General features: G+C 59.0%; 16 protein-coding genes and 2 tRNA genes. 5 read left to right on the top strand and 13 right to left on the bottom strand.

Annotation, left to right across the window (positions count from 1 at the left end):
• Positions 1–69: 69 nt before the first annotated feature.
• From AC54XV_RS08190 to AC54XV_RS08180, 3 genes are all read right to left on the bottom strand, one after another.
• Positions 70–522 (bottom strand): YkvA family protein, encoded by a 453-nt coding sequence (locus AC54XV_RS08190; protein ID WP_004408555.1) that lies wholly within the window; start codon positions 520–522, stop codon positions 70–72.
• 366 nt (positions 523–888) lie between these two features.
• A complete protein-coding gene (gene bamJ, locus AC54XV_RS08185; protein WP_003346532.1) occupies positions 889–1,659 on the bottom strand; it encodes a BamJ family beta-barrel-assembly machinery protein in 771 nt (256 codons plus the stop codon).
• A gap of 206 nt (positions 1,660–1,865) precedes the next feature.
• The gene (locus tag AC54XV_RS08180) at positions 1,866–3,275 is read right to left on the bottom strand and encodes a DUF4329 domain-containing protein (RefSeq protein ID WP_011267115.1); all 1,410 of its coding nucleotides are present in this window, start codon (positions 3,273–3,275) and stop codon (positions 1,866–1,868) included.
• A 247-nt stretch (positions 3,276–3,522) separates the two neighbouring features.
• Here AC54XV_RS08180 and AC54XV_RS08175 point away from each other — a divergent pair, with 247 nt between their 5' ends.
• On the top strand, positions 3,523–4,041 hold the full coding sequence (locus AC54XV_RS08175) for a cupin domain-containing protein (RefSeq protein ID WP_004408551.1): 519 nt from the start codon (positions 3,523–3,525) through the stop codon (positions 4,039–4,041).
• A gap of 32 nt (positions 4,042–4,073) precedes the next feature.
• Here AC54XV_RS08175 and AC54XV_RS08170 read toward each other — a convergent pair whose 3' ends face one another.
• The 5 genes from AC54XV_RS08170 to AC54XV_RS08150 form a co-directional block, all read right to left on the bottom strand.
• Entirely contained in the window at positions 4,074–4,466 is a 393-nt protein-coding gene (locus AC54XV_RS08170) for a VOC family protein (protein ID WP_058823152.1), read from the bottom strand.
• A gap of 55 nt (positions 4,467–4,521) precedes the next feature.
• Positions 4,522–5,712, bottom strand: coding sequence for a CaiB/BaiF CoA transferase family protein (locus AC54XV_RS08165; protein ID WP_058823153.1), 1,191 nt, complete (start codon positions 5,710–5,712; stop codon positions 4,522–4,524).
• Positions 5,713–5,837: 125 nt separating this feature from the next.
• The gene (locus AC54XV_RS08160) at positions 5,838–6,233 is read right to left on the bottom strand and encodes a hypothetical protein (protein ID WP_011267113.1); all 396 of its coding nucleotides are present in this window, start codon (positions 6,231–6,233) and stop codon (positions 5,838–5,840) included.
• Between the two features lie 360 nt (positions 6,234–6,593).
• A tRNA-Asp gene (locus tag AC54XV_RS08155) sits at positions 6,594–6,670 on the bottom strand.
• A 21-nt stretch (positions 6,671–6,691) separates the two neighbouring features.
• A tRNA-Val gene (locus tag AC54XV_RS08150) sits at positions 6,692–6,767 on the bottom strand.
• Between the two features lie 171 nt (positions 6,768–6,938).
• Here AC54XV_RS08150 and rdgC point away from each other — a divergent pair.
• The gene (gene rdgC, locus AC54XV_RS08145; protein ID WP_003317427.1) at positions 6,939–7,859 is read left to right on the top strand and encodes a recombination-associated protein RdgC; all 921 of its coding nucleotides are present in this window, start codon (positions 6,939–6,941) and stop codon (positions 7,857–7,859) included.
• Between the two features lie 96 nt (positions 7,860–7,955).
• A complete protein-coding gene (locus AC54XV_RS08140) occupies positions 7,956–8,903 on the top strand; it encodes a bile acid:sodium symporter family protein (RefSeq protein WP_011267112.1) in 948 nt (315 codons plus the stop codon).
• A gap of 499 nt (positions 8,904–9,402) precedes the next feature.
• Here AC54XV_RS08140 and AC54XV_RS08135 read toward each other — a convergent pair whose 3' ends face one another.
• Positions 9,403–11,277 (bottom strand): MFS transporter, encoded by a 1,875-nt coding sequence (locus tag AC54XV_RS08135; protein WP_058398546.1) that lies wholly within the window; start codon positions 11,275–11,277, stop codon positions 9,403–9,405.
• A gap of 242 nt (positions 11,278–11,519) precedes the next feature.
• On the opposite strand from AC54XV_RS08135, the gene AC54XV_RS08130 reads away from it, so the two are divergent.
• Positions 11,520–14,996 carry a hybrid sensor histidine kinase/response regulator gene (locus AC54XV_RS08130; protein ID WP_024639952.1) on the top strand — a complete coding sequence of 1,159 codons (3,477 nt, stop codon included), beginning with the start codon at positions 11,520–11,522 and terminating at the stop codon, positions 14,994–14,996.
• Between the two features lie 69 nt (positions 14,997–15,065).
• Here AC54XV_RS08130 and AC54XV_RS08125 read toward each other — a convergent pair whose 3' ends face one another.
• On the bottom strand, positions 15,066–16,004 hold the full coding sequence (locus AC54XV_RS08125) for an aspartyl/asparaginyl beta-hydroxylase domain-containing protein (RefSeq protein ID WP_003407254.1): 939 nt from the start codon (positions 16,002–16,004) through the stop codon (positions 15,066–15,068).
• A 175-nt stretch (positions 16,005–16,179) separates the two neighbouring features.
• A complete protein-coding gene (gene cysK, locus AC54XV_RS08120; RefSeq protein ID WP_058398545.1) occupies positions 16,180–17,154 on the bottom strand; it encodes a cysteine synthase A in 975 nt (324 codons plus the stop codon).
• 126 nt (positions 17,155–17,280) lie between these two features.
• Here cysK and AC54XV_RS08115 point away from each other — a divergent pair, with 126 nt between their 5' ends.
• Complete coding sequence (locus AC54XV_RS08115; protein WP_003407252.1) at positions 17,281–18,348, top strand: DUF748 domain-containing protein; 1,068 nt, start codon at positions 17,281–17,283, stop codon at positions 18,346–18,348.
• On the opposite strand, the gene AC54XV_RS08110 is transcribed toward AC54XV_RS08115, so the two are convergent.
• Positions 18,345–18,833 (bottom strand): DUF2442 domain-containing protein, encoded by a 489-nt coding sequence (locus AC54XV_RS08110; protein WP_024639948.1) that lies wholly within the window; start codon positions 18,831–18,833, stop codon positions 18,345–18,347. The two genes, AC54XV_RS08115 and AC54XV_RS08110, sit on opposite strands and share 4 nt — an antisense overlap.
• Complete coding sequence (locus tag AC54XV_RS08105; RefSeq protein ID WP_079998151.1) at positions 18,830–19,060, bottom strand: DUF4160 domain-containing protein; 231 nt, start codon at positions 19,058–19,060, stop codon at positions 18,830–18,832. Before AC54XV_RS08105 ends, AC54XV_RS08110 begins: the two co-directional genes overlap by 4 nt.
• Between the last annotated feature and the right edge of the window lie 193 nt (positions 19,061–19,253).

Genomic DNA, 19,253 nt, shown 5'->3' with positions numbered 1-19,253 from the left:
GATCAGGCTTGATCCATAGGCAAGCATCTTAACAGCGGAACGCCAGGGCTTGTGTTCAATCCGTGAGACTTACACCTTACCCCGCTCTTGCTCCAGCAGGGCCTGAGTCTTCGGCAGTTGCTCGACCACGATGAGTTTCTCGGGCGATTGCTGCGCGCGCCATTCACGAAAAGCGTCCAGCTCATTGCTCAGGTGCTTGGTAACCCACGCCAGCACGGCGATGTCATCGAGCATGCCGAGGCCGGGTATCCAGTCGGGGATCGCGTCCAGCGGGCTGAGGAAGTACATCAGACCGGCGACAATGGACAGGATCGCTTTGGGGCTGATGGCGCGGTATTCGCCCCGCCAGTAAGCCAGGCACAAGGCCTGCAGCAAACGCAGGTCTTCCTTGAGTTTGCCCAGACGATTACCTTCACTGTTGCCCTTGCGCGCGACAGCGAACAACAGTCCTGGCAATCGTCCAGCGGCCAGCAAACGCCGGGCTCCGGGCAGATAACGGATAAAATTCCACGGTGCTTTCATACCCACTCCCGTTGAGCAAAATGTCGTTCGATAAAAGCAGATTCGCCGAACCTGCCCGGCCAGTGCCACAAGGTTATCCACAATAATTGTGGATAACCTTGTGAACAGCGGCTTCTTTCCAGCCTCAACCCCCCGTTTTCGGGGGGCCGTAGTCAAATCGGGCGTTTTTTACTCACAAAAAAACTACAAACGTGTGAACCCGACACCCTCTATTAAACGAGTGCCTTGATCTTGCCGGACTGTCGGACAATGCCTTTGCATGCATCCATGATAGTGGGACTGCCCGAATGGCCAAGCGTTCGGGAAATAAGCCGGACACAAAAACGCCCTGTCGAGACAGGGCGTTTTCTGTAGCCAGGTGGTGCGTTACTTCTTGGCCGGAGCCGAAGCGGCAGGAGCTGCCTCTTCTTCGTCGGCATCAGCACCAGGAGTCGGTGCCGCTGCAGGGTCCTTGATACCCAACAGTTCAAGATCGAACACCAGTACCGAGTTGGCAGGGATCGCCGGGCTCGGGCTCTGTGCGCCGTAAGCCAGATCACTCGGGATGAAGAGTTTGATCTTCTCGCCGACGTGCATCAGTTGCAGACCTTCGACCCAACCCGGAATCACACCGCCAACCGGCAGGTCGATCGGGCTGCCGCGCTCAACGGAACTGTCGAAGACCTTGCCGTCGATCAGCTTGCCTTCGTAGTGAACAGTCACAACATCGGTAGGCTTGGGCTGAGCGCCATCGGCTTTCTTGATGATCTGATACTGCAGGCCGGAAGCGGTGGTGACCACGCCGTCCTTCTTACCGTTCTCTTCGAGGAATTTCTTGCCAGCGGCAGAAGCCTCTTCGCTCATCTTCGCCAGACGCTCTTCGGAACGCTTTTGCAGCGCGGAGAAGGCTTCAACCAGCTCTTCGTCCTTGAGTTTCTGATCTTTCTTGCCAACAGCATCTTCGATACCCAGGGCTACAGCCTTGGAATCCAGATCATCCATACCTTCCTGAGCCAGGCTTTTGCCCATGTTCAGACCGATGCCATAAGACGCTTTTTGTGCTGGGGTTTTCAGCTCTACGGTGCTGGCTTGCTTGTCACAACCTGCGAGTACCAGACCGACCAGGGCAATCGCCGCTGCCAACCGATGCTGTTTCATGCTAATTCCTTGTTCATGCGCCAAAAGGGCAAACGAGTAAAGCCGCGAGCTTATCAGGCCGCCGCGATCAATGGCTACCGGCATGAGAGGGAGAAAACGCCGATAAGTTCAGGTATCCAAAGGTTTTCCCGGATCTGTACCGCATTGTTCAGTTGCAGTTCAGTTTGTGATTCGCGAAGGCAAGGCGCTGGCTCGCTGCACAGGGCTCAGGCCACGGGACTGATCACACCGGCATCAGGCCAGCGCTCACTGGTCTGCAGCACGCGCAGAAGCCCGGCCCGCGCCACTCGAAGGGCGAAATCCTGCACGCTGAGGTTACCGGCAGCGAGTTGCGCTTGAACGGACTCGGCCCCGGAGTACACTCGCGATACGCTTTGCAACAGTTGAAACTCCTCGGCGGACTGGCTTGGGGTGTAACAGAGCAGCGCGCCGTCGGCTGCCGAGAAATAAACCGCCGACATCTCGAAACCATAGCGAATCGGCAGGCCTTTACGGCGTTGTGCCGGTTTGTGCCGGTAACTGAACATCCGATGCAGGTCATCCGGCTCGAAGAAATCGTTGATGACGTCACGTCCGCCCTCGACGGCCAGATTGGCTGAGCAGAAATACATGCCGTCCACACGGTAGCCGTCAGGTAATGCAGGCCGATAATAGGCATCGGGATGAAATGCCGAACACGGTGCATACACCGGCATGCCGTCATCGAGAATCGGCTCGGCAATCCGATAGGCTCGTGCGACCGGATTGAACAGAAGAAAACCGATGATCTGCGAATGAATACGACTGCCGATACGGCCATGTGCGTAACGTGCAGCCTCATCGGCACTGTTGAACGGCGCGCTGAGGCTCAGAGGTCGGGGTGGCCATTGCGCTTCGCAGCTTGCAGGCGATTTGGCGGGAGGTGTACGAGCGGCAGCATCGTCCGGGTAAGGCTGCCAGTCGGCCGGCACTTTGCCTGCCTGCCCCCACAGGCGGCTGGGCACTATCACGTGCAGATCCCCGGCACCGGCCAGCAGGCGGACCACATCACTGGGCATCATGCTGAGGTTCTGCAGCGCCTTGTGGATCTGGCTGAGTTCACACAGGTGCGGCATGCTGCGCGGGCCGGAGACGCGCGCAAACAATGTGTCTTCGGCGGCAGAGCGCGACAGCGTGTACTTGATCAGGGAGCCGTCAGGCCCGGATAGATACGTCGCCGCACACACCTCCTGATCATCGATCACCGCATAAATGTCGCCGACTGAAAAACTGTTCGGGTACGTGACCTTTTCACTCTCCGGCCACTCGTCCAGCCCGGCCTGCAGTGACGGATGAGAATGGTAGACCGCATAGTCGTCATGCCCTTGCGGGTAGAGCACGTAACCTTCCTGGTCATTGCGCGGGAAGACTTCATTGGGATCGAAGCTGAACTCGCTGCCGTTCATGGGTTCGGTCGCGATGTATTTACCATCCTTGCGAACCAGAATGAAACCACCGTATTCGCGATCACGCCGATTGCCGATCCGCTCGTGGGCATAACGCGCCGCATCATCAGGATGATCGAACGGCGCGCTGAGCGCCGGCATGCCGGGGTGGTGATCGATGGATCGTTTGTAGCGCCTTTTTCTGGGGTGCATGCGGGGCTCCTTGGAAGCCTGACTGATTGAGTCATGAGCGTAAGGAAACCCGAGACGGCAAGTGACATAGATGAATATGACGTTACGTACGCCTGCCGGCGCCGAACAACATGAAATTAAAGATAATTTTTAAGCATCCCGGGATGTGCTTCGATCCACGGCGTGGGCGAATCGGCCCAGACCCTGCATCGACCATCGCGACTGGCGACCAGGGCTCACGCAGTTTGTCGTGCTCAGGAACATTTTTATGCAACCGACCACTCGTTTTCGCTCAACGCGCTCGACGGCTCGCCAGTTGGCAAGCCTGGCCGTAATCGCCGCCGCAGCCATGTTACCGGTCAGCGCAGCCTATGCCGCCAAGAAGCCGCCGTTGGTTGTCACTGAGGGCATCAAGGCCTACCGCCTGTGCACAGGCCCCGACAATCTGTCACACGTCATCGAGGGTTCGATCGATCAAAAAGCCATGACCGATGTCAGCGCCCTGCACTTCAAGGAAACCCCGGCACACTCGACCTTTGACTGGCATCCGGCCCCCGAAGAGCAGTACGTGATCACCCTGTCCGGCACGCTGGAATTTTCCACCACCGGCGGCGAGAACTTTATCCTGCACCCTGGGGAAGTGTTGCTGGCGCAGGACACCACCGGCCCCGGCCATCGCTGGAAACTGATCGACGATCAGCCGTGGCGACGTGCGTATATCATCACCAAGCCAGGCGAAAAAGGCGCGTTCGTGCCGAAGGACGGAGCGCCTGCGAAGGGCTGCTGATGCAGTGATGCAACCGCCCTCATCGAGCGCGATTACATCGACACATCAGCCGCCGGCTCGGAAATTTCGATCAGGTTCAGATCCGGATCACGCACATACACCGACCAGATCGGCCCGGTAGCACCGGTGCGCTCGACCGGACCTTCGACGATCGGCCAGTCCTGCTCCTGCAGGTGCACAATCACCTGCTCCAGCGGGATGGTGGCGATGAAACACAGATCCAGCGCACCCGGCACTGGCAAATGGGCCTTGGGCTCGAACTCCTTGCCGCGTTCATGGACGTTGATTTTCTGATTGCCGAAGCGAAATGCCAGACGTCCCTGACGAAAGCGTTCAGGGGTCATACCCAGAACGCGTACGTAAAAATCCTTGCAGGCGTCGATATCGGCAGTGGTCAGTACCAGGTGGTCCAGATGATCAATCACGGGATCAGCTCCGTTTGGAATAGAGTTCTGTTTACGACAATGGTCAGGTTTCGGATCAGATAATGCCAAGCCGACGCCACTCGGCACGGGTGGCAGCGTCGATGCCATGCGCTTCAAGCACAGCATCGGTGTGTTGACCGAGTGTTGGCGCAGACGATCGTACCTGCCCCGGCGTGTCTTGAAGTTTAGGCACAATACCCGGAAGGGTGACGGGCGTTCCGTCATCCAGCGTGCCCTGCAACAGCATGTCCCGCGCCTGATAATGCGGGTCACTGGCGATATCGGCTGCGTCGTAGATCTTGCCTGCCGGAATACGGGCCTCGTTGAGCGCTGCAAGAACTTCGTCCATCGAGCGTTCGGCGGTCCAGGTCGAGATGGCCGCATCGATGCGCGCTACGTACCTGACCCGCCCGTCGTTGTGCTCAAGCTCGGGGTCGCTGGCCAGGTCCGCGCGGCCGATCTTTTCCATCAGGCGCCGGAAGATACTGTCGCCATTGCCCGCGATCAACGCGTACTTGCCGTCATTGCAGCGGTAGGCATTGCTCGGTGCGATGCCTGGCAGGCTGCTGCCAGCCGGCTCGCGGACAGTGTCGAATACCGAATACTCGGGAATCAGGCTTTCCATCATGTTGAACACTGACTCGTACAACGCGACATCTATCTGCTGCCCGTCGCCGCCATTCTGCTCGCGATGACGAAGCGCCAGCAGAATGCCGATCACACCGTGCAGCGCAGACAGCGAATCGCCAATCGATACGCCGACACGCACTGGCGTGCGCCCTGCCTCACCCGACAGATGACGCAGACCGCCCATGGCCTCACCGATCACGCCAAAACCCGGCCGGTCGCGATACGGCCCGGTCTGCCCGTAGCCGGAGACACGCAGCATGATCAGTTTCGGATTGAGGGCGTGCAGCGCTTCCCAGCTCAACCCCCAGCCCTCAAGTGTGCCAGGGCGGAAGTTCTCGACCAGTACATCGGCATCGCGGATCAGCCGCCGTGCCATCTCCTGCGCCTGAGGCTGGCGCAGATCGAGGGTTACCGACTGTTTGTTGCGGGACTGCACCGCCCACCAGACGGACGTGCCGTTATGCAGCAAACGCCATTTGCGCAGGGGATCACCGGTCAATGGCGGCTCGACCTTGATGACCTCGGCACCGAACTCGGCGAGAATCTTCGTCGCGAACGGCCCGGCAATGAGCTGACCCAGTTCCACCACCTTGATGCCCTGAAGAGGCAGGCTCATGACACGTCCTTTCTTGTTGGGAGGTGGAGGAATGATCTGCGCAAATGCGCTGGATGGAAAGCCGGAAGGTGCGCCTCCAGATCAGACCGCCGTAAAAAACCCCGCACCAGGCGGGGTTCATTGAATCAATTGCTGCAGGCCAACTGGAAACTCATTGAGGAGTCACCCGAAGCCCCCCGCTTACCGACCATAAGTCCCAATACATTGACCTGTTCTGTTGTCGCAGCGCCGCCCAACTTGGCGTGCCCGTAGAACAGCCGCTCATGATCACTGGTATCAATGGAAGACACCGAGCAGAACCCTGGAGACTTTTTAAACTGCCCTTCCTTGAAGAGCACTTTATACGTCGCGAAGTAGTCTTTCTGGCTGCTGTAACTTACAGACTTGATCCAGGGCGACGACTGAGCAACGATATTGCCGTGCTGGTCGATGGTCGCCGTGTGCAGTACTGGCTTGGCCAGCGCGCTCGCAGAGAGGATCAAGGCCGTAGTGCCTACAAACAGTTTAAAACGATTTTTCATAGTCATTCCTTTGCTCATTATCGTATCAGACCGCCTCGATTCGGCGGTCGGTCTGGATTAATTATCTGGGATCATCAAAAAACGTTTAATGTCTGGATACCCCATCAACCCATTCAGCTAATACCAGCAAAGAGGATAAATCAAGCGCTCACCAAGGCTAACTAACAAGCCTGGTTTAAACTTCACTAATTAAGGACATTACTTACATTCGCGAAGAATAATTCTTACAGAACTTCAATAGAACTGCCGCGGGGGCATTGCACGAGGGGGTTGGAATTTCCAAACGACAGAAAGCAGAAAGCCCGCACTGGGCGGGCTTTCTGTTTGCTTCAAGGAGTTCAAGGGCCTTGAAGCGGAATATGGCGCAGCGGACGGGACTCGAACCCGCGACCCCCGGCGTGACAGGCCGGTATTCTAACCGACTGAACTACCGCTGCGCGTAACACTAAAAGCGAGTTTGGTGGGTGATGACGGGATCGAACCGCCGACCCGCTGCTTGTAAGGCAGCTGCTCTCCCAGCTGAGCTAATCACCCTTCACTCTCGGTGTGGCGCGCATTCTACGGAGCGACCTGTACTCTGGCAAGCACTTTTTTAAATAATTTTTATAATCCTTCCAAAGGCTTACAAACGCTCTGTACAGGGTTGGCCCCAGCGGCTGAGGAGCGAATAATGCCCGCCTTTGTATAGAAAGAGAGATTCACCTCATGTGGTTCAAAAACCTGCTTGTCTATCGCCTGACCCAGGACGTGCCTTTTGATGCCGAAGCGCTGGAGACAGCACTGGCGACCAAGCCGGCGCGCGCCTGCGCCAGCCAGGAGGTAGCCACCTATGGTTTCGTCGCTCCTTTCGGCAAGGGCGAAGACGCTCCATTGGTACACATCAGTCAGGACTTCATGCTGATCGCAGCACGCAAGGAAGAACGCATTCTGCCGGGCAGCGTCGTGCGTGACGCGCTCAAGGAAAAGGTCGACGAGATCGAAGCCGAGCAGATGCGCAAGGTCTACAAGAAGGAACGCGATCAGCTCAAGGATGAAATCATCCAGGCGTTCCTGCCGCGTGCGTTTATCCGTCGCTCCGCCACCTTCGCCGCCATCGCGCCGAAACAGGGCCTGATCCTGGTCAATGCCTCCAGCCCGAAACGCGCCGAGGACCTGTTGTCGACCCTGCGCGAAGTCATCGGCTCGCTGCCGGTACGTCCGCTGACGGTCAAGGTTTCACCGAGTGCGACCATGACCGACTGGGTCAAGACCCAGAAAGCGGCCGACAACTTCTTCGTGCTGGACGAGTGCGAGCTGCGCGACACCCATGAAGATGGCGGCATCGTGCGTTGCAAGCGTCAGGACCTGACCGGCGATGAAATCCAGCTGCACCTGAGCACAGGCAAGGTCGTGACCCAACTGTCGCTGGCCTGGCAGGACAAGCTGTCGTTCGTGCTGGACGATAAACTGGTGGTCAAGCGTCTGAAGTTCGAGGACCTGCTGCAGGATCAGGCCGAACAGGACGGTGGCGACGAAGCGTTGGGACAACTGGACGCCAGCTTCACGCTGATGATGCTGACCTTCGGCGAGTTCCTGCCGGAGCTGTTCGAGGCATTGGGCGGCGAAGAGATTCCGCAGGGCATCTGATACCCGCTCTTGCAGCACTGCCGCTCGAAACACCGCGCCGTCTCGTCAGACGGCGCATTCATTTCACCCCGGTTATTCAACAATAAGGAACAGGCCATGCGTGCTTTGGCAGCCTTGAGTCGTTTTGTCGGCAACACGTTTGCCTACTGGGTTTTGCTGTTCGCCATTCTGGCATTTCTGTTTCCGCAGGCATTCATTGGCCTTAAGAGCTGGATCGTGCCGCTGCTGGGGCTGGTCATGTTCGGCATGGGCCTGACCCTGAAACTCGAAGACTTCTCTGAAGTGGCGCGTAACCCGTGGCGAGTGGCGCTGGGTGTGATCGCGCACTTTGTGATCATGCCCGGTGTGGCCTGGTTGCTGTGCCAGGTGTTTCAACTGCCGCCGGAGATCGCTGTGGGTGTGATTCTGGTCGGCTGCTGTCCGAGCGGCACTTCATCCAACGTCATGGCCTGGCTGGCAAAGGGTGATCTGGCGCTGGCGGTGGCAATCGCTGCGGTCACTACCCTGCTCGCCCCGCTGCTGACCCCGACCTTGATCTGGTTCCTGGCGTCGGCGTGGCTGCCGGTGTCCTTTCTGGATATGTTCTGGTCGATCCTGCAACTGGTCATGCTGCCGATTGTGTTGGGCGTGATTGCCCAGCGTCTGTTGGGCGCGCGGGTCAGCTATGCGGTCGATGTGCTGCCGCTGGTGTCGGTGGTCAGTATTGTGATGATCGTCTGCGCGGTGGTCGCCGCCAGTCAGGCGAAAATCGCTGAATCCGGCCTGCTGATCATGGCGGTGGTGATTCTGCATAACACGTTCGGTTTTCTGCTGGGTTATTTCACTGGCAAGGTTTTCAAGCTGCCATTGGCGCAACGCAAGTCGCTGGCGCTGGAGGTCGGTATGCAGAACTCGGGGCTGGGCGCTGCGCTGGCCAGTGCACATTTTTCGCCGCTGGCGGCGGTGCCAAGTGCGCTGTTCAGTGTCTGGCACAATATTTCCGGGGCGTTGCTGTCGACGTATTTCAGGAAGATGCCGGAGGAAGAGAATACGTCCGTCCGTTGATGCCAGTTGACTATCGTTCCTCACGCTCCAGTGAACTGCCCCCAAAAAGTTGGACGGTTGACTATCGTTCCCATGCTCCGCGTGGGAATGCAGTTCGTGACGCTCTGCGTCACACGGCGGTTCTGCGGTGTCAGGTGGATCGGGGTTCGGCTCAGGTCACCTTTTCGCCCCTCGGCGACTTACTTTGATGGGGCCAAAGTAAGCAAACCCCCTGGCTCCGTTTCCGGCCCGACTTCGTCGGGTTCCTTCGCCCTGTCACTGATCCGGGGGTCGCCGCAACGCGCCATCCATGGCACGGTGCGGCTTGCCTGGCGTCCTGCCAGGCTACCCCCGGATCAGCGCCAGGACTCAGCCGTCACTAACGTCGCACTCTGCGTCGCCTGTGCCATCGTGGTTGAAAAGCGCTTCAGAGCAATTTGGCTAAATACACGGCTCGGGAACTGATGACTATCGTGCCAATGCGGAGTGATTGGCACGTCAGTCGTACGGAGCGCCGGCGCTACTGCACTTTTCCTCTCAGCGCTTTCACTTCTTCACGTACGTCCACGGGGGTTGCCACGTCCGCTGCGATGGGCGAACCGGCCACCAGCACGACGCGAGACCACAGGCGGCGAAACAGGGTCTTGCTCGGGTCGCGGCTGAAGAAGCTGCCCCACAGGCCTTGCAGTGCCAGTGGAATGACCGGTACCGGGGTTTCCTGGATGATGCGGCTCATGCCGTTCTTGAAGCCGTTGATTTCGCCGTCGGTGGTCAGTTTGCCTTCCGGGAAGATGCACACCAGTTCGCCTTCCGCGAGGTATTGGGCGATGCGCTTGAACGATGTTTCGTAGATGTCCATGTCTTCGTTACGCCCGGCAATGGGGATGGTCCCGGCGGTGCGAAAGATGAAGTTAAGCACAGGCAGCTGGTAGATCTTGTAGTACATGACAAAGCGGATCGGGCGCCGCACCGCACCGGCAATCAGCAATGCATCGACAAAGGACACATGGTTGCAGACCAGCAGCGCCGCGCCTTCGTCCGGAATCCGGTCCAGATTGCGGTGTTCGACGCGGTACATGGAATGGCCAAGCAGCCAGATCATGAAGCGCATGGTGAACTCGGGGACGATCTTGAAGATGTAGATATTGACCGCGATGTTCATCACCGACACGGCCAGAAACAGCTGCGGAATCGACAGCTTGGCAACGCTCAGCAGCAGGATCGAGACAATCGCCGAGACCACCATGAACAGCGCGTTGAGAATGTTGTTGGCGGCAATGACGCGCGAGCGCTCTTTCAGCGGCGTGCGCGACTGGATCAAGGCGTACAGCGGCACGATATAAAAGCCACCGAATACGCCGATACCCAGAATGTCGAACAGCACCAGCCAGCCCTGCCCGGAGGACAGCACTGCCAGCCAGTCGTTGGCCTGCACGTTCTGCGGGAAACCGCCCGAATGCCACCACAGCAGCAGGCCAAAAATTGTCAGGCCCATCGAGCCGAACGGCACCAGCCCGATCTCGACCTTATGCCCGGACAAGCGCTCACAGAGCAACGAGCCGAGCGCGATGCCGATGGAAAATACGGCCAGAATCAGCGTAACGACCGTTTCGTCGCCGTACATCCATTCCTTGGCATAGGCCGGGATCTGCGTCAGGTAGATAGCGCCCACGAACCAGAACCACGAGTTGCCGACAATCGAGCGCGAAACCGCGGGCGTTTGCCCAAGACCCATACGCAAGGTCGCCCACGACTGGGTGAAGATGTTCCAGTTGAGCTTCATCTCCGGCGAGGCAGCCTCGGCGCGCGGAATACCGAAGCTGGCCAGGAACCCCAGGCAGGCGACCAGCACGATGGCAGCCGCCACCACCCAGGCGTATTGCGAAGAAGACATCATCACACCCGCGCTGATGGTGCCGGCCAGGATCGCCAGAAAGGTGCCCATCTCGACCAGCGCATTGCCGCCGACCAGTTCGCTCTCGCGCAGGTGCTGGGGCAGGATCGAATACTTGACCGGCCCGAACAGCGCCGAGTGCGTGCCCATGGCGAACAGCGCGGCCAGCATCAACTCCAGATGATTGAGCAGAAAGCCTGCGGCGCCGACCACCATGATGACGATCTCGCCGAACTTGATGATGCGGATCAACTTGTCCTTGGGGTATTTCTCGCCGAACTGCCCGGCCAGCGCCGAGAACAGAAAGAACGGCAGGATGAACAGCAATGCGCACAGATTGACGTAGATCGAGCGATCCCCATCGATGCTGAGCTTGTAAAGAATGGCAAGGATCAATGACTGCTTGAAGATGTTGTCATTGAATGCCCCGAGGGACTGCGTGATGAAAAACGGCAGGAAACGGCGTTTCCCGAGCAGGCTGAATTGTGACTGTTGGCTCATCGTCCGTGGTCCTGAGAGGCTGGGGAGAACTGACGCAGCGGCCAATCCGAGGCACATTGAAGACGTAACGCCGCCGAATGTCGATAGGACATTTTCTTTTACAAAACCTGTGTCGCTTTTTTTATCACTTCGGGCTTTGTCGGGGCAGCTGCGACACCGCGCCACGCTCGACCTTGGTCGACAAAGACGAAGTGCGGCCATCGTGCGAGACTGCGCGTTATCGATACGGTGTGGAATTTGATATGTCGCTGTCCAGCGGGCTGATTGCGGCCGTTGCCCTTACCTATATGGCCATCATGTTCGCCATCGCCTTCTACGGCGACCGCTACAGCGCATCCCTGCGCCCGACCATGCGTGCCTGGGTCTACAGCCTGTCGCTGGCGGTGTACTGCACCAGCTGGACGTTTTTCGGCGCAGTGGGCCAGGCCGCCGAGCAGTTATGGTCGTTTCTGCCGATTTATCTGGGGCCCATCGTGCTGATGGTGCTGGCACCCTGGGTGCTGCAAAAAATGGTGCTGATCAGCAAGCAGGAAAACATCACCTCGATCGCCGACTTCATCGCGGCGCGCTATGGCAAGTCCCAGTCCCTGGCGGTGATGGTGGCGCTGATCTGCCTGATCGGCATGCTGCCGTACATCGCGTTGCAGCTCAAAGGCATCGTGCTGGGGGTGAATATCCTGATCGGTGCCGTGGCCGATTCCACCGGCACCCGCGCTCAGGACACTGCGCTGGTGGTGTCGCTGATTCTCGCGCTGTTCACCATCGTCTTCGGCGCACGCAATCTGGATGTCACCGAACACCATCGCGGCATGGTGCTGGCCATTGCCTTCGAGGCGCTGGTCAAGCTGTTTGCGTTCATGGCAGTCGGCGTGTTCGTCACGTTCGGCCTGTATGACGGATTCGACGACCTGTTCAATCAGGCCAAACTCGCGCCACGCCTTGAGGAATACTGGAAAGACACGATCAACTGGCCGTCGATGTTCGTGCAGACCGGCGTGGCGATGATGGCGATTGTCTGCCTGCCCCGCCAGTTCCACGTGACGGTGGTCGAGAACATCGAGCCTCAGGACCTGAATCTCGCCAAATGGGTGTTCCCGGCCTATCTGGCGCTGGCCGCGCTGTTCGTGGTGCCGATTGCACTGGCCGGACAAATGCTCCTGCCCGGCTCCATGCTGCCCGACTCGTTCGTGATCAGCCTGCCGCTGGCGCACGCTCACCCGTCACTCGCGTTGCTGGCCTTCATCGGCGGAGCATCGGCGGCAACCGGCATGGTGATCGTCGCCTGCGTGGCGCTGTCGACGATGATTTCCAACGACATGCTGCTGCCGTGGCTGTTAAGACGCAAAAACACCGAGCGGCCGTTCGAAGCGTTTCGTCACTGGATGCTTTCTGTCAGACGCATCAGCATCGTGATGATTCTCCTGCTGGCCTATGTCAGCTACCGGATGCTCGGATCGACGGCGAGTCTGGCGACCATCGGCCAGATCGCGTTTGCCGCGATCACCCAGCTGGCTCCCGCCATGTTCGGTGCGCTGTACTGGAAGCAGGCCAATCGGCGTGGCGTCTTCGCAGGGCTGGCGGCCGGTATCTTCATCTGGTTCTACACCCTCGTGCTGCCAGTGGCGGCGCATGGCATGGGCTGGTCGCTGAGCACTTTCCCGCTGCTTTCCTGGCTGCACAGCAACCCGTTCGACCTGCCTATCTCGCCGATGACCCAGGGGGTCGTGTTGTCGATGGCCGGCAACTGCACGCTGTTCGCCTGGGTGTCGATGTTGTCGCGCACGCGAGTGGCCGAGCATTGGCAGGCGGGGCGTTTCATCGGTCAGGAAACCCAGGGGCGCGACTTCAGCCGCCCGCTGCTTGCGGTGCAGATCGAGGACCTGCTCAGCCTGTCGGCACGCTTCGTCGGTGAAGACCGCGCGCGGCAGAGTTTCATCCGTTTCGCCCAAAGGCAGGGCAAGGGTTTCAACCCCAGCCTGAATGCCGACGGTGAGTGGATCGCGCATACCGAGCGACTGCTGGCCGGCGTGCTCGGCACCTCCTCGACCCGCGCGGTGGTCAAGGCCGCTATCGAAGGTCGCGACATGCAGCTGGAAGACGTCGTACGCATCGCCGACGAAGCCTCCGAAGTCCTGCAGTTCAACCGCGCGCTGCTGCAGGGTGCCATCGAAAACATTACCCAGGGCATCAGCGTGGTTGACCAGTCCCTGCGGCTGGTGGCCTGGAATCGTCGCTACCTTGAGCTGTTCAATTACCCCGAAGGCCTGATCGGCGTTGGCCGGCCGATTGCCGACATCATCCGCTACAACGCCGAACGCGGGCTCTGCGGACCGGGCGAGGCAGAAGTTCACGTTGCGCGCCGTCTGCACTGGATGCGCCAGGGCCGCGCTCATACCTCGGAGCGGTTGTTTCCCAATGGCCAGGTGATCGAACTGATTGGCAACCCGATGCCGGGCGGCGGGTTCGTCATGAGTTTCACCGACATCACCGAGTTCCGCGCTGCCGAACACGCCCTCAAAGGCGTCAATGAAAGCCTTGAGCAGCGGGTAGCCGCACGTACCCACGAATTGTCCCAGCTCAACCAGGCGCTGACCGAAGCCAAGGGTACCGCTGAAGCTGCCAACGAATCGAAAACCCGCTTCCTGGCCGCGGTGAGTCATGACCTGATGCAGCCGTTGAACGCTGCACGACTGTTCTCCGCCGCGCTGTCACATCAACAGGAAGGGATTTCCAGCGACGCTCAGCAACTGGTTCGGCACCTGGACAGCTCGCTGCGCTCTGCCGAAGACCTGATCAGCGACCTGCTGGATATTTCCCGCATCGAAAACGGCAAGATCACCCCGGACCGCCAGCCGTTTCCGCTCAGCGCGCTGTTTGACACCCTCGGTGCCGAATTCAAGGCGCTGGCTCAGGAGCAGGGCCTGAGTTTTCGTGTGAGGGGCAGTTCACTGCGCGTCGACAGCGATATCAAGCTGTTGCGCCGGGTGCTGCAGAACTTTTTGACCAACGCGTTCCGCTATGCCAAAGGCCCCATTCTGCTGGGTGTCAGGCGCTACGGTGAGAGCCTGAGTCTGGAAGTCTGGGACCGGGGGCCGGGCATTCCCGAGGACAAGCGCAAGGTGATCTTCGAAGAATTCAAACGCCTCGACAGCCACAAGACTCACGCGGCCAAGGGGCTGGGTCTGGGGTTGGCGATTGCCGATGGTTTGTGCCGCATTCTCGAGCATCCTTTGCAGGTGCGCTCATGGACCGGCAAAGGCAGCGTGTTCAGCGTCCGGGTACCGCTGGCCGCGCCCCAGGCGGCACTCCCCGCTACGCTGCCCGATGTCAGCCGCCCCGCGCTGAACGGCACACAGGTGCTGTGTGTCGACAACGAAGACAGCATCCTGATCGGTATGCACAGTCTGCTGTCACGCTGGGGCTGTCAGGTCTGGACCGCGCGCAATCGCCAGGAATGCGAAGCGCTGTTGAACAATGGCGTTCGACCGCAGATTGCCCTGGTGGATTACCACCTGGATGAAGGCGAAACCGGTACTGAACTCATGGTCTGGCTACGCACCCGACTGGGTCAACCGGTGCCGGGCGTGCTTATCAGTGCCGATGGGCGGGCAGAGTTGATCGCTCAGGTGCATGCGGCGGGACTCGATTATCTGCCCAAGCCGGTCAAGCCTGCAGCGCTGCGCGCACTGTTGAGCCGGCATGTGAGTCTGGACGGGTAACGGAATGCCGGTTGTTCGCAGAGGCCACGAACAACCGGATCAGAGCGGAATAACAGGAAAAACTGTCGCTTAACCAAACAACCAGTAGCCCAGCAGCGTCAGTACCGCCACTGCCAGAACAGGGCGCAGTACGCGGTAAGCCTTGGGGTTGGCGCGCTTGAACTGCTTGACCTTGCCACTGAAGCCATCGCTGAAACGCTTGCTGAATGCATACGCCTGGTTGATTCCGCCGACGCGCTCGTCGTCAAGGTTCTGCGGAGCGGTGGCGCGGCCCAGAAACGCGCTGACGCTGCGGTTGATACGGGTCATGAAGCGGTTGGTCAGCGGACGCTCGATGTCACAGAACAGAATCACACGAGTCTGGTCGGTCTCGTTCTTGACCCAGTGAACGTAGGTCTCATCGAACATGACGTCCTGACCGTCACGCCAGGCGTATTCCTTGCCATCGACGAAGATCCGGCAGTCATCGGAGTTGGGCGTGGACAGGCCCAGGTGATAACGCAGCGAGCCGGCAAACGGATCGCGGTGCGGATTGAGGTGACTGCCACCCGGCAACAGCGCGAACATCGCGCCCTTGACGTTGGGAATGCTGTTGACCAGTTCGACTGTTTTCGGGCACAGCGCCTCGGCAGACGGCAAGGCCTTGTCGTACCACTTCAGGTAAAAGCGCTTCCAGCCCTTCTTGAAGAACGAGCCAAAACCGGCGTCGTTGTTTTTCTCCGCCGCACGAATATAGCCTTCGTCGAACAGGTGCATGGCTTCGTCGCGAATGGTTTCCCAGTTGTCCTTGAGAACGTCCAGTTCAGGGAATTTGCTGCGGTCCAGATACGGCTCGGACGGCACGCGGGAAAACAGGTACATCAGTGCGTTGTACGGTGCGAACAATGCAGAATGGTTGACGAACTGCCGCAACAGGGGCAATCGGGCCCGACCGCGCAAATGAACGTACAGCGTGCTGCCCAGAAACAGCATCAGGATCGATGCCTTGGCAACAAATGAAAGGGTCATGAAGCTCTCCTTGAAGCGGGCAGATAACGCCAAACGTCACGCGGGCAGTGCTGATGCATGATTCTGAATAATCACTGGCACGCCGGGCGGACAGCGCTCATCGTCCGGCGAGTTGTAAGCTGGCCATCATAAACCCTTGCGTTGCCCGCATGAAGTGCGCACTTGCGAAGATGTGTTACTGGGAAAGCTCCTGATCGGTAAACAGATCGCTGAACAGCATGCTCGACAGGTAACGTTCGCCGGAGTCCGGCAGCACCACCACGATCGTCTTGCCCTGCATCTCCGGCTTTTCAGCCAGACGGACGGCCGCCGCCATTGCCGCGCCGCAGGAAATACCGCAGAGAATGCCCTCCTCCTGCATCAGACGCCGCGCCATGGCCTTGGACTCTTCATCGGTGACACGCTCTACCCGGTCGACAATCGACAGGTCGAGGTTTTTCGGGATGAAGCCGGCGCCGATGCCCTGAATCTTGTGTGGGCTGGGGGTGATCTTTTCACCGGCCATCGCCTGGGTGATGATCGGCGAACCGTCCGGCTCGACCGCGACCGACAGGATCGGTTTGCCTTCGGTGTGCTTGATATACCGGGAGATACCGGTGATAGTCCCGCCAGTTCCTACGCCTGCCACCAGGACATCGATGGCACCGTCGGTGTCTGCCCAGATTTCCGGGCCAGTGGTCTTTTCATGGATGGCCGGGTTGGCCGGGTTTTCGAATTGCGCCGGCATGAAATATTTCTCGGGGTTGCCTGCCAGCAGTTCTTCGGCCTTGGCAATCGCGCCTTTCATGCCCTTGGCCGCTTCGGTCAGCACCAGTTCTGCGCCCAGTGCCTTGAGTACCTTGCGACGTTCTATGCTCATGGAAGCGGGCATGGTGAGCATCAGCTTGTAGCCACGGGCAGCGGCAACGAAGGCCAGACCGATGCCGGTGTTGCCCGAGGTCGGCTCGACAATGGTCATGCCCGGTTTGAGCCTGCCGCTGCTTTCGGCGTCCCAGATCATGTTGGCGCCGATACGGCACTTGACGGAATAGCCCGGATTACGCCCTTCGATCTTGGCCAGGATGGTGACACCGCGCGGCGCAATACGGTTGATCTGCACCAACGGCGTATTACCGATGGAATGGGCGTTATCAGCGTAGATACGGCTCATGAGGGTGTCCTTGTGCACATCGGTTAAAGACCCAAAGCCTATGCCGCCAACTCTGGGGCGTCCAGTCTGACCGAACGGATGACGACGCGAGCAGTCAATCCTTCATTGAAACAGGAGACTCATGTCATGAAACGTCGCTACAGCTGGCCGCTATGGACCCTGGCCGCTCTGGTAGTCCTGCTGATCGCTGTCAATATCGCCCTGCCGTATCTGGTGCGTGACTATCTGAACGACAAACTGGCCGATATGGGTGACTACCGCGGCGAGATCACCGATGTGGACCTGGCACTGTGGCGAGGGGCGTACCGGATCAAGGGGCTGAAGATCGTCAAGACCGATGGCAAGGTTCCGGTGCCCTTCTTCGACGCGCCGATGATCGAACTGGCAGTCAGCTGGCACTCTCTCTGGTATGACCATGCAGTGGTCGCGAAAGCCCTGTTCACTGGCCCGCAGATCAACTTCGTGGACGGCGGCAGCAAGCAGGACTCGCAGACCGGTCAAGGCACCGACTGGCGTACCCAGATGAACAAGTTGCTGCCTATCACCCTCAACGAATTGCGCATCGACGACGGGCGCATCACGTTCAATAACTTCAACTCCACGCCCAAGGTAAAAATCGAGGCGGATCAGGTCAATGCCAGCATCTATAACCTGACTAACGTGGTCGACGTGGAAGGCAATCGCGATGCCGAGTTCAAGGGCAAGGCGCGCCTGCTGGGCCACGCCGATCTGGAGAGCACAGCCAGATTCGACCCGTTCAGCAACTTTGAAGACTTCGACTTCAAACTGCGCGCCACCGGCATCCAGCTCAAGAAACTCAACGACTTCTCGTCGGCCTACGGCAAGTTCGATTTCAACGCCGGCGATGGCGACGTGGTGATTGAAGCGCAGGCCGACAAAGGCCAGCTCAAGGGCTACATAAAGCCGCTGTTGCGCAATGTGGACGTATTCAACTGGCAGCAGGATGTCGAAAACAAGGACAAGGGCGTTTTCCGTTCGATCTGGGAAGCGCTGGTCGGCACCAGCGAAACCGTATTGAAAAACCAGCGGGAAAACCAGTTCGCCACACGCGTCGACCTCAGCGGCAGTGTCCATCAGCAGGACATCAGCGGCTTCCAGGCGTTTCTGCAGATCCTGCGCAATGCGTTCGTGCAGGCATTCAATGCGCGCTATGAGAGCAGCAAGGGTTCCTAGCGTGTTTTTTTGTCTGTGCCGTATACACCCCGCCCTTCGGCGGCCTGTGCCTGTTGCTGCAATGCATCCCAGCCCAGGCAAGCCAGCGCAAGGGTGCGTGGTGTCGGCTCGCGGGAGTTGCTGTAGCGGGTGATGCTGCGCGGGCTCACACCCAATGCTTTTGCGGCCTGGGCCAGGGGCAACCCCGTGCGGGCCCGCCACCCGATGAAAATACGCGTGTTTTCATCGGTGGCCGCTTGAGCCTGAGCGTCAAGGTACAAGGTATCGGCACCGATCTGGATATCCGGCTCCGGCCATTCAACCGTCCAGCCATCATCGCCCACTTGGGCCTGGGCAAAGGCATCGGCAGCGATCAAAGGCCGTAACCCAGGAAAAGTCTGCACATCCGCGCTCATGTCGAGCACGAATTGCTGATCGTCGATGAACGTCAAGGCTAGTCGATATCCGGACTGGGCATGAACCTCCTTGAGCCGTGGGCGTTTCATGGATGCCATCGTTTCCATTCCTCCATCAGTTCGTTACGGTGAATGCGTATCCATTCAAGAGCTTCCCTTAATACAACAGCCGGTGCAGTTCCGCGCATGGGCTCTACAAGCTCAAGGCAAATCAGCACGTCCAGCCCCCCACCAGTCAGGTGAACATGCGGCGGCAGGTGGTCTTTTTCTCTCAGCTGAATCCTGTATTTATCCCTGAATTTGTATTTGGTCGACATGGCACGCACGGTATCGCCAAATTAGCCATACCAGAAGCAGCGTTACAATTTAAACCCGGTCACAGCGTGACGCGCCATTCAAGAACTGAATGAGGCGTCTTCGTTCACAGCCATCGGGCCGCCACGTTATAGTCAGGGCATTGCTTGCCCCTCTTACGGCGTGCGTGCCGACCGGTTACGCGCGCCCATGCGA

The sequence above is a fragment of the Pseudomonas fragariae (ex Marin et al. 2024) genome (assembly GCF_059621105.1).
The sequence above is the reverse complement of the archived record's forward strand: the minus strand, read 5'-3'. Positions and strand labels throughout refer to the sequence as shown.